Annotated in this window: 16 protein-coding genes; 4 read left to right on the top strand and 12 right to left on the bottom strand. The window is 36.7% G+C overall.

The window, feature by feature from the left end; genetic code table 11:
• Positions 1 to 10: 10 nt before the first annotated feature.
• The 7 genes from ftsL to BM163_RS01195 form a co-directional block, all read right to left on the bottom strand.
• Positions 11 to 370, bottom strand: coding sequence for a cell division protein FtsL (gene ftsL / locus BM163_RS01225; RefSeq protein WP_089799383.1), 360 nt, complete (start codon positions 368 to 370; stop codon positions 11 to 13).
• On the bottom strand, positions 367 to 1,344 hold the full coding sequence (gene rsmH, locus BM163_RS01220; RefSeq protein ID WP_089799381.1) for a 16S rRNA (cytosine(1402)-N(4))-methyltransferase RsmH: 978 nt from the start codon (positions 1,342 to 1,344) through the stop codon (positions 367 to 369). The genes ftsL and rsmH overlap by 4 nt, the downstream gene beginning before the upstream one ends.
• A 49-nt stretch (positions 1,345 to 1,393) precedes the next feature.
• Positions 1,394 to 1,825 (bottom strand): division/cell wall cluster transcriptional repressor MraZ, encoded by a 432-nt coding sequence (gene mraZ / locus BM163_RS01215; protein WP_089799379.1) that lies wholly within the window; start codon positions 1,823 to 1,825, stop codon positions 1,394 to 1,396.
• A 459-nt stretch (positions 1,826 to 2,284) separates the two neighbouring features.
• Positions 2,285 to 2,668 carry a DUF3397 domain-containing protein gene (locus tag BM163_RS01210; protein ID WP_089799377.1) on the bottom strand — a complete coding sequence of 128 codons (384 nt, stop codon included), beginning with the start codon at positions 2,666 to 2,668 and terminating at the stop codon, positions 2,285 to 2,287.
• Positions 2,665 to 3,531: a 2-dehydropantoate 2-reductase gene (locus BM163_RS01205; RefSeq protein WP_170243610.1), complete on the bottom strand. Its 867-nt coding sequence runs from the start codon at positions 3,529 to 3,531 to the stop codon at positions 2,665 to 2,667. Before BM163_RS01205 ends, BM163_RS01210 begins: the two co-directional genes overlap by 4 nt.
• A gap of 233 nt (positions 3,532 to 3,764) precedes the next feature.
• Positions 3,765 to 3,938, bottom strand: a complete 174-nt coding sequence (gene rpmF / locus BM163_RS01200) for a 50S ribosomal protein L32 (protein WP_089799374.1) — start codon at positions 3,936 to 3,938, stop codon at positions 3,765 to 3,767.
• Between the two features lie 65 nt (positions 3,939 to 4,003).
• A complete protein-coding gene (locus BM163_RS01195) occupies positions 4,004 to 4,531 on the bottom strand; it encodes a YceD family protein (protein ID WP_089799689.1) in 528 nt (175 codons plus the stop codon).
• Positions 4,532 to 4,682: 151 nt separating this feature from the next.
• Here BM163_RS01195 and BM163_RS01190 point away from each other — a divergent pair, with 151 nt between their 5' ends.
• Positions 4,683 to 5,876, top strand: coding sequence for a nucleotidyltransferase (locus tag BM163_RS01190; RefSeq protein WP_089799371.1), 1,194 nt, complete (start codon positions 4,683 to 4,685; stop codon positions 5,874 to 5,876).
• 55 nt (positions 5,877 to 5,931) lie between these two features.
• On the opposite strand, the gene BM163_RS01185 is transcribed toward BM163_RS01190, so the two are convergent.
• Positions 5,932 to 6,945 carry a SepM family pheromone-processing serine protease gene (locus BM163_RS01185; RefSeq protein ID WP_089799369.1) on the bottom strand — a complete coding sequence of 338 codons (1,014 nt, stop codon included), beginning with the start codon at positions 6,943 to 6,945 and terminating at the stop codon, positions 5,932 to 5,934.
• A 166-nt stretch (positions 6,946 to 7,111) separates the two neighbouring features.
• On the opposite strand from BM163_RS01185, the gene BM163_RS01180 reads away from it, so the two are divergent.
• On the top strand, positions 7,112 to 8,251 hold the full coding sequence (locus BM163_RS01180; protein ID WP_089799367.1) for a hypothetical protein: 1,140 nt from the start codon (positions 7,112 to 7,114) through the stop codon (positions 8,249 to 8,251).
• Between the two features lies 1 nt (position 8,252).
• Here the strand turns inward: BM163_RS01180 and coaD are convergent, their stop codons facing one another.
• The 4 genes from coaD to BM163_RS01160 all read right to left on the bottom strand — a co-directional run bounded on the left by coaD (position 8,253) and on the right by BM163_RS01160 (position 10,095).
• Positions 8,253 to 8,738, bottom strand: a complete 486-nt coding sequence (coaD, locus tag BM163_RS01175; protein WP_089799364.1) for a pantetheine-phosphate adenylyltransferase — start codon at positions 8,736 to 8,738, stop codon at positions 8,253 to 8,255.
• Positions 8,731 to 9,300 carry a 16S rRNA (guanine(966)-N(2))-methyltransferase RsmD gene (gene rsmD / locus BM163_RS01170; protein WP_089799362.1) on the bottom strand — a complete coding sequence of 190 codons (570 nt, stop codon included), beginning with the start codon at positions 9,298 to 9,300 and terminating at the stop codon, positions 8,731 to 8,733. The genes coaD and rsmD overlap by 8 nt, the downstream gene beginning before the upstream one ends.
• Before the next feature lie 62 nt (positions 9,301 to 9,362).
• Positions 9,363 to 9,641: a YlbG family protein gene (locus BM163_RS01165; protein ID WP_174787608.1), complete on the bottom strand. Its 279-nt coding sequence runs from the start codon at positions 9,639 to 9,641 to the stop codon at positions 9,363 to 9,365.
• 16 nt (positions 9,642 to 9,657) lie between these two features.
• Positions 9,658 to 10,095 (bottom strand): YlbF/YmcA family competence regulator, encoded by a 438-nt coding sequence (locus tag BM163_RS01160; RefSeq protein WP_089799360.1) that lies wholly within the window; start codon positions 10,093 to 10,095, stop codon positions 9,658 to 9,660.
• 266 nt (positions 10,096 to 10,361) lie between these two features.
• Here BM163_RS01160 and ytvI point away from each other — a divergent pair, with 266 nt between their 5' ends.
• Both ytvI and BM163_RS01150 read left to right on the top strand, forming a co-directional pair.
• Positions 10,362 to 11,420 (top strand): sporulation integral membrane protein YtvI, encoded by a 1,059-nt coding sequence (ytvI, locus tag BM163_RS01155; RefSeq protein ID WP_089799358.1) that lies wholly within the window; start codon positions 10,362 to 10,364, stop codon positions 11,418 to 11,420.
• A gap of 240 nt (positions 11,421 to 11,660) precedes the next feature.
• On the top strand, positions 11,661 to 12,117 hold a 457-nt coding region (locus BM163_RS01150; protein WP_143088163.1), incomplete at its 3' end, for a transposase family protein.

Genomic DNA, 12,117 nt, shown 5'->3' with positions numbered 1-12,117 from the left:
TCTTTTTCACTTAATTCACTTTTGTTGCTTGTTTAACTTTCGTATTTTGAATATCTAATCCATGATCTTTTGCGACAGCCAAAATTCGTTCTGGATTAGATAACTCCATTTTTTGATAAGCTAAATTGTCGTTAATTGTTTCTTGTTCGCTAATTTGCGTTTTCATCGACTCGATATTTCGATTCAATCCGTCAATTTCTGCGCTGATGTGAATCATAAAGAAAAGAGCGACACAAAACCCAAAAGCATATAGACCCATTAATATGTATTCACCTGATGTAAAACGTTTAGATCTAACAACAACTTTTACTTTTTTCGTTTGTTTTCTTTGTGGAACATGTTGATGTACAAACGCTTTTTCTACGCTCATTTTTCATCCCGTCCTTTTTGATAAAAGAATTGTTCGTCCCATGCTTTAACTTTTTCAACGATACGTAATTTAGCAGAACGCGAGCGACGATTATCAGTTAACTCTTGTTCATTAGCTATAATCGGCTTACGACTAACCATTTTAAACGGCGGTTGGCTTCCTTCAGGAACAACCGGCATATTTCTTGGTAAAGGTGGTGTCGTACTCCACTTTTTAAATGCCTGTTTGCAAATCCGGTCTTCAAGCGAGTGGAAAGTAATAACAGCAATTCTTCCACCAATTGCCGTCATTTCAGCTGCTTGATGTAGCACATCATAAAAGGCATTAAGTTCATCATTCACCGCAATACGAATAGCTTGGAAAATACGTTTAGCCGGATGGCCGCCTGTTCTTCTTGCCCGATGAGGAATAGCTTCTTTTATCACGTCAACTAGATCATCCGTTGTATTAATAGGTAGTGATTCCCGTCTTCTTTCAATGGCTCTTGCCACCTGTTTTGAAAATTTCTCTTCTCCATAACTAAAGAATATTTTTACTAGCTCATTGTAATCCCATGTATTTACCACATCATGCGCAGTCAGTGTCTGTGTTTGATCCATGCGCATATCAAGTGGCGCATCTTGATGATAGCTAAAACCTCTTTCACCATGATCTAGTTGCGGTGAAGATACACCCAAATCAAATAAAAACCCATCCACAGAGTGGATATTTCGTGCAATCAACTCTTGCTTCATATGCCTAAAGTTAGAATGAATAAAAATAATACGGTCATCATATTGCCTTAATCGTTCTTTAGCAGCCGATAAGGCTTCTAAATCTTGATCAAAACAAATCAATTTTCCGGTTGTCAATTGTTTTACAATCTGAAGTGAATGTCCGCCTGCACCTAATGTGCCGTCTACATATGTACCATCTGGCTGGATATTTAACCCCTCAATCGTTTCTTTCATTAATACACTCTCATGTTCGAACATAATATTCACCTCATTTTATTTATCATCTCATAATGTTTTACTTGTCTATTTAAAAATCGAAGTCCATCATATTTTCAGCTATTTCTGAGAACGTATCCGCAGAAGCTTCCATATAATTTTCCCATTGTTCTTCTGACCATATTTCAATACGATTAGAAACCCCAACGATTGCACACGCTTTCTCTATTGCGGCATAGGTTGTTAAAGTTTGCGGAAGATTAATACGTCCTTGTTTATCTACTTCACATTCCGTTGCACCTGAGAAAAAGAAACGACTGAACGCACGTGCATCTTTTTTATTTAGGGGTAATTTCTTAATCTTTTCTTCTAATATGCGCCATTCTTTGTCTGGGTATACAAATAAACACTGATCTAAACCACGTGTTACGACGAAGCTTTCGCCTAAGTCATCACGAAATTTAGCCGGCATAATTAACCGACCTTTTGAATCAATATTATGTTTGTATTCACCCATAAACATAATCATCGCCCACCTTTTCTTATAGTCTACCACATCCCCCCACTTGTCACCACATTTTTTTGGCATACGATTAGAAAAAATGGTAAATAGTACATATGTTCGCCTTTTGGCTATAACAATGGTGTTTTCAACTCTTGTTACATATTGTTTTTTTAAGCGCCTAAGACTTATATTGCCCTATTTATGTTATTTAAAAGCATCGGACAATCCCTATCTCCCACTTTTGAGTAGGCTTTTTCTCAACCTAAACGATAAACCAAAAAAACTCCCCTTTAAGTAGACAGATTTTTACCGTTTAATCTGTCTATCTAATAGGGAGTCTATCATTTAAGGATGGTTCTTCGTGATTACACTTATCGAACACCTGGCTACGCTTTGGTTTTAGTATAGTTTTAGCTTGTTATTAATAATGTTTTTCACCACAGCACTTTTCCTTTTTTGCACTGAGAATTCTTACACCTATGAAGCTTGTATGTTAAAAACGATACTAAGCGTCACAAGGACGATATAGGCGACCACACCAATAAGCCATAAAGACCTTAAGTACAATTTAGTTAATCGTTTTATTAGAACATCGCCCACAAGTTTCCATTGCATCACTAAAAAAGCAATAAACAATACCATTAAACCAATAATCACAAGCCAGGTATAGGAGAAATCAAACGCATAACTTAGTATCGCTAGGTTAGCAAATATAAAAATAACACTAGACGCCTCAACACTTAAATGAAACGCACGTTTTTTATGATGATGAACTAGTTTAAAAAAATAATAAAAAGCAAGCATAGACAATGGCGGGAAAGTGACAAAGATGGCAACAATATTAGAAAAAAACGTCGTCACATCAGCGCCTCCTCTCTTTTTTTTATAAATTCATAATGAAAACGCATCCGATAATCGTTTTCTAGTGTCAATAGATAGCCCAAGATGGCATCGATTTCTGTCCGACGTTGATTTTTTATATCTTGTAGCATCGATGACTCATTTTCTTTTGTTTTAGTGATAATTGTGATTAAGTCACGATAGGCCTCATCATAATCTAAATCTAATAGTTTGCTTACGCGTTTGCAAAGATCCCTTACTTCATCTTCATAAACGGCAGACAATAGTTGACCGTTTTTGATATTATAGTGGGCTGTTAAAGGATTAATGACAGCATTTACAAGTAATTTCTTATGTAACATTGCTTTACAATCATGTTCAATATGTATGTTCAACGGACGAAACAGAGACTTCAACCTTTTTATACCAGCCTCCGTTGGGAGATTGTTTGTAGAAGGCGCTAATTTTATTTCCCCTACACCCGTGTGCGCAACTGCTGTTGGAGCGTATTTTTTGGCGCCGTGTGTAACAATACCAAACCAATTACTAGATTGCTTAAGTCCAAATTCAACTTCTTTGACGTGACTCATACCGTTTTGAATAAAAATAAAACACGTTGAGACGTTAGCTAAAGTGGGCATTAATGATTGTATATGATAACTTTTCACCGCTACGATTATATACTCATGAGGAATTAGTCTATCAATAATCTCAGCACGCGGGAAAACGGTCTTTTTTATCGTTAGATTCGTGACACCTTTTTGATTAATCAAAGTCGCCTGTTCAGCCGTCTTTGTATAAAGAGTCACCGTATGTTTTTCAGACAAATACGCAGCTAACAGCAAACCAACAGAACCGGCCCCAACGATTGCAATATCCAACATTATGCACCTCACTTTCGTCATAGATCAACAATACCAATATAGCTTAGACATTGTTAGACGTCAAAGACTTTTTAATATTTCCTACTAACAGCTCTTTTAAATTACAATCAGGCCTCTCATGCCATCACCAACTGCTCCCACAGCTATAACAGTGGGCTTTCTTCCATATTCACTCTATAAAAAAAAGGAAATAAAAAATACTAGCCAATTGGCTAGTATTTAACATGTAGTTATTATGCTTCAACTACTTGCTTACCATCGTAATGTCCACATGCGCGACAAACATGGTGAGGTTTTGTAAGCTCACCACAATTTGAGCAAGCTACCATACCTGGTACATGTAATTTTTTATGTGTACGACGTTGATTCTTAACTTTCTTAGACGTTTTTCTTTTTGGTACTGCCATGTCTTACACCTCCTTCACTTCCGAAACGAAAATCTTTATAATCAAGAGAATCAGTGAGTGGTCACTTACTCTTTGGGATTTTCATTTTTATCATCAGTTAATAATGATTGTAATTTTGACAAGCGCGGATCAATTTTCTTTTCCACGTTGTCTTCTTCAACAACAGACCAACCATCACCTGCTGTTAAGGCGTATTTTTCGATTGCTTCCTTGTCTGCATAGACACGGAAAGGAATCTCCAATAATACATTTTCCTTTATAAAAGGTGTTAAGTCAAGTATTTCTCCTTTAATCGGATGAATTTCTGACTCATCTTCTTCGGTATAGAATGGATCAATCGAAAACACTTCAATCGTATCAACCTCAAAAGGATAGTCAACGTCTACCAGTGACCTTGCACAAGGAAGAACCATAACGCCTTTTATTGAGAGATTTACCGTAATTGTTTTGTTTTGAATCGATGCAACCCCTGATACCTGAACTGATCCAACTTGTCTAATGTCATTATCAAATGACACCAACTCGGAAACATCAGTCTCTCCTTCAAACGAATATGGCGCTTGTTGAAGGATTTTTTGAATTGATAATTTCATGTTAATCACCTCAGAAAGCACAAGCTTTATTTTAAAAGCAAATGCGTTATTTGTCAATATTTTTTCTTTACACCTGATATCTTTTTTCATAAAAGTTACCTTCGTATAAAAAAAGATATGATACAATACCGGTAAAGAAAGGAGTGGTTCCATGAACATCCTCGGTTTAATCGTCGAGTATAATCCATTTCACAACGGTCATCTCTATCATATCGAACAAGCCCGGAATAAGTCAAATGCGGATGTTGTCATTACTATTATGAGTGGGCATTTTCTACAGCGCGGAGAGCCAGCAATTGTAGATAAGTTCACACGCAGCCGCATGGCTGTAATGAACGGCAGTGATTTAGTCATCGAATTACCAACCATATATGCTATTCAACACCGTGATTTGTTTTGTTATAGCGCTGTTAGTATACTCAACCAATTAGGTGTTAATACAATTATTTTCGGTTCTGAAACTGGAGAAATCGAACCGTTTAATACTTTTATCGCTAATGAAACAGATTACAAAAAAGAGATTGATGAGAAAGTGAAACATTATTTAAAACAAGGGGAAAGTTATCCGCGGGCATACTCAAAAACATTAGCCGATTTAAAGCTCTCCTCGATTGATGACCATTTACCAAACAACAGTTTAGGAATCGGTTATGTTAGAGCCGTGAAGAAAATCAATTCTAACATTACAATTGATACAATAAAAAGAAAACAGGCCGCTTATCACCAGAAAGTATTAAGTACACCTATTGCTAGCGCTACAAGCATACGTAAAAGTATCGCTGACAATCATTTCTCAGATCACATATTAAAAACGATGCCCTCGACTGTTAGCGCGCTCATGCAACAATATAAAGAGACACACGGTTCGTTTGCGAACTTTAATGACTATTACCCTTTTATTCAGTACAAGCTTCTCACGACGCCATCTGAAGCCTTAAAGGCTATTCATGGAATGACAGAAGGAATTGAACACCGTTTAATTGATGCAGCGAAAAAAGCAACCTCGATTGATTTTTTCTTAAATATGGTCACAACTAAGCGATATACAACGACACGTATTAAACGATTATTGATTCATCTACTGCTAAACATCACTACTGAAACAATTGATCAAGCGATATTGACGATTGATGATTTAGAAGCTGTACGATGCCTCGCTCAAACACCATGTGGTGAAGAGTATCTAAAAATAGTTAAGCAAACGAAGAAGCTGAGTGTCTTATCCAAAATCAAAAAAGATATGCCTGAGTATCTAAACGTTGATCTTCGCGCCTCCGCTGTCTACTACTTATTTGATGTTAACAGGCAAAAGAATGAATTAAAACCACCATTTAGATACCGCTAAACCCGGGAAGCTTATGACCCGGGTTTATTTCTTTTAAAAACCATTTTTTATAACTCTACATATTTTCCAAGTACTTAAGCGCATCGTCAATCGTATCAACAGGGATAATCTTCATGTCACTACCAATCGCTTCAGCTGTTTCTTTAGCGACTCGATAATTCGAATCGTCCCTTCCACCTTCGTTCGGCGCAAAAAAGATAACACAACCCTCTTTATCCGCAGCAATGACTTTCTTATCTACCCCTCCGATACGCCCTATATTTCCCTCATAGTCTACCTCACCTGTTCCGGCAATTTTCAATCCTTTTGTTAGGTCACCAGCTGTTAACTGATCGTATAATTCTAAAGTTAAAACAAGGCCAGCACTTGGTCCGCCAATTTCTCCACTATAAAACGAAACATTTCTAGAAAGATTAACTTCTCTATTTGTCACGAGCTGAATACCAATTCCAAAGGTATCTTCATCCTCTGTAAATGGCGCGAGCGAAATCGTTGCATCAAAAGTATCATTTTCTCGCTTGACTTGAAAGTTAAGTTGGTCATTAACATTATAGCGGTCGACAATGTTAATGAGATGTTCTGCATCTAAAACAGGCTCTCCTTCAACAGCTAATATTTTATCACCCATGTCTAAAAATTCAGCTGCGGGCATATCCTCAATAACATCTACAACATAGACACCCTCATAATCTATATCATAGTCAACACCAGCTAGGTCAAAGGCCAAAAGTGCGGCTGCTTGTTGAGAATTTTCCATCATTAGTAGTTGCTGCCTCATATAATTGTCTCGGTCATAACCATCAGGAAAAACATCCTCTATGTGGTAAATATCGTGATAAGGGTTAAAATAGGATCCTATTAATTGAAATAACGTTGCCCGCCCCCCTCTGACAGTCACTAAGTGAAAGTCGCCTGTTTCACTTTGTTCATCTCTATTTTCAACTTCAACAACTTCATTAAGTGCATCTGCTGTTCCAGGGCGATAAATATAATAAGGCAACGGTAAAAATGCACCTAAAAGTATGAACATTATAAGGATGGCTGTTAGCCATTGTTGTTTTAATTTCATCCGTTTCATCCTTCTTTCTTAGTTTATCTAAATATACTATAGCGAGCTTATCTCAGTTATTCAACTTATACACTTCCTGCTACCAGATAACTTTCGGTTCTGAAATTAAGCATTTAATCGTCCATAGTTTAGGTTTAAAAGATACGTCGTCATTTGGAGGTCTGTTATGGTAAAGAAACAATTAAAACAACTCACAATCATCTTCTATCTTGGTTTGCTAGGATTCTTCATTTATCATACAGAGATAATGGCCACAGACATGTTAGAAACGATTGACCTTTTCAACAAACAATTATTCCCCATTCTATTTCCTTTTCTAATCATCTTAAATATAGTCTTTCAACAACCAGAAAAGACAAAACTCATAAATTTTTTGCACCCGCTCTTTCGTCGTATATTTAAAACGAGTAAGACAGGTACATTCATAACTTGCTTAAGCAGTTTGTCTAGCTTTCCTATTGGCGCATGGATGATTAATGATGCTTATTTAAATAAATCCATTAGCAAACAAGAAGCGGAACATTTACTTATGTTCACAAATCAAGCAAGCCCTGCGTTTATTACCGCGATGGTATCTGGATTTTTACTCCAAATACCTCAACTAGGTGTTGTTTGTATCACTATTCAGTGGTTAACAAATATGACTATCGGTTTTTTTGGACAGTATTTCATGCCCAAATCCAAGACAATCGCTGCACATTTTCATCAACAACACGTCACTACGTCATCGTTACAAGACATCATCATAAATAGTGCGCGTAGTGTTGTGACTATACTAGGTGTTATGCTAATCGCAAAACTTATCAATCGTTTGTTACTACAAACAAAATGCTATTTATTTCTCGCTAAAATTATAAATCATACGCTACCACTTTCGTTAAGTCTTACAGATATAGAATACCTTCTCCAAGCCAGCTTAGAACTCACACAAGGTATTGTACTTATTGAAAAAATCACACTAAGCTTTCCACTGTTATTTCTCATTGCAAATGCCCTGATTAACTTCCATGGATTTAGCGTCCATCTACAAATCTATAGCTTGATCAGATCAAGTGGTCTATCGATTTTCAGCTATCTAATCGGGCGTTTATCAGCTGTTTTTATTAGTTTGTTCTACAGTTATACTTACTTAAAATATATATACCCAACTCATGTAAGCCACTTTGCTGTTCCTGTTCAGCTAATTAAAAAAATACCGAGCCCATCTGCGATTATCTCTGGGCTCAGTATTCTTTATTTACTCCTGTTCATGCTCAGCTACTCCTTAATCACTTATCATCAATCAAAAAAATCTAGGGTAAGCTAAGCTATCCGCGATTAAACTTCGCCTTCAAGGCTTTCTCTACACAAGTAGGAACTAAATCAGATACATTAGCGTCATATTTTGCTACCTCTTTTACCATGCTTGAGCTAAGGAATGAGTATTTGTTGTTTGACATAATAAAGAACGTTTCAACATCTTTATTTAATTTACGGTTCATCGACGTGATTTGAAGTTCATATTCAAAATCACTGACTGCCCGCAATCCCCGTACAACGGCACAAGCCGATTTTTCTCGTGCATAGTCCATTAACAATCCGCCATGAGAGTCAATCGATACATTATTTAAATGCGCCGTTGACTCCTTTAATAATGCCATACGTTCATTGGTGTTAAATAACGGCGTCTTCCCCTCATTGTGAAAGACAGCAACGATCACATGGTCAAATACTTTACTTGCCCGCTCAATAATGTCTAAGTGTCCAAAAGTAACAGGATCAAAACTGCCTGGACAGATGGCTAATTTAGTCAACGGCCTCTTCCTTTCTTTTATATAATGTAATCGCCGTAATGCCGCCATACTTCTCACTACGCTGTTGAACAAACCCTGATACTTCTTCTGGCAACTGGAGCCCTGTATCATGTTCTAAAACGAGTAACGTGTCTTGGTGGACAATATTCAATTCATCAATAACTTTTAATAGTTTTTCATAAAAACCTTTTTTATACGGCGGATCTAAAAATATGTAATCCATCACGATCTCCCGCTTACTAATTGCTTTTAAAGCTCTAAATGCATCATTTCTAAACACTTCCGCACGTGTTTCAAGTCTTAAATCTGCTAAGTTTTGTTGAATTGTTTGAATCGCTTGTTTTTGTTGATCAACAAAAATAACTTCATCGATGCCCCTACTTAGCGCTTCAATCCCTAAGTTTCCACTACCTGCAAAGAGATCTAACGCTCGCCCTCCTTGAAAGAAGGGACCAATACGATTAAACAATGATTCTTTTACCTTATCAGACGTAGGACGTGTTTCTTTTCCTGGAACCGCATGTAACCTGCGCCCTTTGTGTTCACCCGCAACTACCCGCAAGAAAATCACCTCTCTATTAGTTAATTCATGAAAAAGACCTGCAGTGAAGCTGCAGGTAGTCATTAAATGCCCATTTCATACTCATACTCTTTTGTTTTTTGTTTATTTTTACTTTCATACGTTGTTCGAATAAAAGGTTTATATGACACATCCACTTTTGATACAAATGGCAAACGTTCAATTTTTACTACCTTTTCTTCTATGTTCTCTTGGTCAACATAAATAACCGCATAACGCATCTTTCTGGACACACTAATTAAGTGACCATAACGTTTTAGTTGTTTAATATTTTTCATATGTTGAAACCAGACGATAATCGCTTGTCTCTCAGTTCTAATCATCTTTCATCCCACCTACTTAAGCACTACAACCACAGCCGCCGCCAGTGCTGCAACCTTTACTATGTTCCGTAAATAGTGCACCATCTTTTTCCACGACAATATCTTTGCTTACAGCAAAGGCCAAAGTCTCAGCAACTTGATCTAATAATGCTTGTAATTTGCGCTCAGCGACTTTAAACGCTGCCACGGATTCATTTAAATCAATTTCACGTTTTAGTAACCGCGTCTCTTTCAACACTTTACTGTAATCTGGGTGATAACGCCCAAAACGCTCTACTTCTTCATATGCTTGTTTTTTTTGTTCGAATTGACGAATGAGTTGTTGAGCGACAGTATCTTGCTTTAATTCTTGTCTTTTATCTTCATATATCATGAACGTCATTGATTGTTTAATCATTGTGACGATTTGATTGGTTTTATCTAATAACTCCATCGTTTCTGTTGATATTATCACTTAAAACACCCCCACTATTTAACTATATCAGTAAATGCTCTACTTGAAAAGGTATAGCTCAAAATCTCATTCTCTCAATTTCTTGTTTAACAACGCACAAAGAAGCTATACTACTAGAAGTAAGGTATGTCAGCTTTACAGAGTATGTTGAAGCCTTTACATTATTTTAAACGAAACACTAAACAAATGTCTATTCAAATGGTTTAAGTCGTGGTATATTTCAAACAGATAGAATATTTTATAGAGAGATGATGGAGGGAATTTTGTTGACAAAATTATTATCAAAGCGCCAATGGACATATATATTTCTTGGGGTTTTCTTACTGGTGTTCGCACTTTATATTATGCCAGTATCACTGCCACTTATTTTAGCTTTTATTACGGCACTTTTTTTAAACCCTTTGATTAAACTTGTTGAACAACGGCTTAAAATCAACCGTAAAATAAGCACCATTATTATTTATCTCATCTTTTTAATCCTCTTTGTTGTATTGGGAGCTTACGTTATTACCGTCATAGTCACTCAGCTTATATCATTGGTTGAGAATGCACCAGATTATATTTTACAAATTAACAATATGTTACTCGATTGGAGTAGCGATTTAGAAAATATCATGGCGGACTTACCTAATGAATTTGTAAAAGAAGTAAACAACAGCATTCAAAGCTCGGTAGAATCAGGTACAGAACTATTGAGAAACGTTTTACGTGTCGACAGACTGGCTGGCATTGTGGCAGCTGTCCCTAACTATATTGTGAGTTTTATCGTATATTTAATTGCGCTATTTCTATTTATGCTTGAAATCCCAGGTTTAAAGGGTAAATTTTACTTGTTATTTTCTGATGAAACTGCGGAACGTATCCAGTTTATGAATGCGCGATTAAAAAGCGTGCTTGTCGGATTTTTAAAAGCACAATTCTTAGTTAGTCTAGTTATTCTCGCTGTCACATTAGTGGCATTATTTATCATCATTCCAGAATACGCCATTATAATGGCGACTATCATTTGGATTGTTGATCTTATTCCTATCGTTGGGTCAATCGCTATACTCGCTCCGTGGTCGATCTACATGTTTATTGCTGGCAATACACTGATGGGCGTGCAATTAGCTGTATTAGCCATTATTTTACTTGCTATAAGAAGAACGGTTGAACCAAAAGTCATGGGACAACACATCGGTTTATCACCTTTAGCTACGCTCATTGCGATGTATGTCGGCTTAAAACTTCTTGGTTTACTTGGCTTTATTATTGGACCACTCGTCGTTATCGCCTTTACTTCTGCAAAAGAAGCTGGTTTTGTTAACCTTAATATCAAGTTATAACACTCTCAATTAAAAATGGCTTAAAAGAAACAATACATCATTACAAAAAACACGGCTCTAATCATCTATGATTAAAACCGGTTGTATAATATTTGGTGTTGGTGAAGGGATTTTAAGTGAGGCATAGATTGCTCACTAAAATAACTCGCTAGCACCTTTTTTCTTTCTAAATATAGAAAACAAGTGAGTTTCCCTGTAGAATTGAAGTCGACGAAAACTAATCCTTAGGAGGGAACTCACTTGTCTATCTCTCATACTATAAGAATTGCTTTTGATATTCAAGATAAAAATATTATTTTTAAAGAGGATTGTGCCCGCACGGGCACAAAGAACGGTCACGCCTGCACATTCCTAAAGGGTACACTCACGTATACTCCAACACATTGTGACCGCTGTCACGCCGAAAATGAAGACTACACCATTATAAAAAATGGCACGAAGACATCAACGATTGTTATTCCTGCTGGAGGAACGAAAAAGACGTATCTCGAATTAAGAAAACAACGCTTCTATTGTAAACAATGTCAGACAACGTTCGTAGCGAAAACATCGCTAGTTAATAAAGGGTGTTTTATCTCGAAAGATACGTGCCTTCAGGCGGCAATAAAGACAGCTGAAGCTCGTTCGATAAAGGATATTGCACGTGATTGTGCTGTTTCTCCAACAACGGTGCAACGTGTAATTAACAAGGCAAGTC

Source organism: Halolactibacillus alkaliphilus (assembly GCF_900115465.1).
GTDB lineage: Bacteria > Bacillota > Bacilli > Bacillales > Amphibacillaceae > Halolactibacillus > Halolactibacillus alkaliphilus.
The sequence above is the reverse complement of the archived record's forward strand: the minus strand, read 5'-3'. Positions and strand labels throughout refer to the sequence as shown.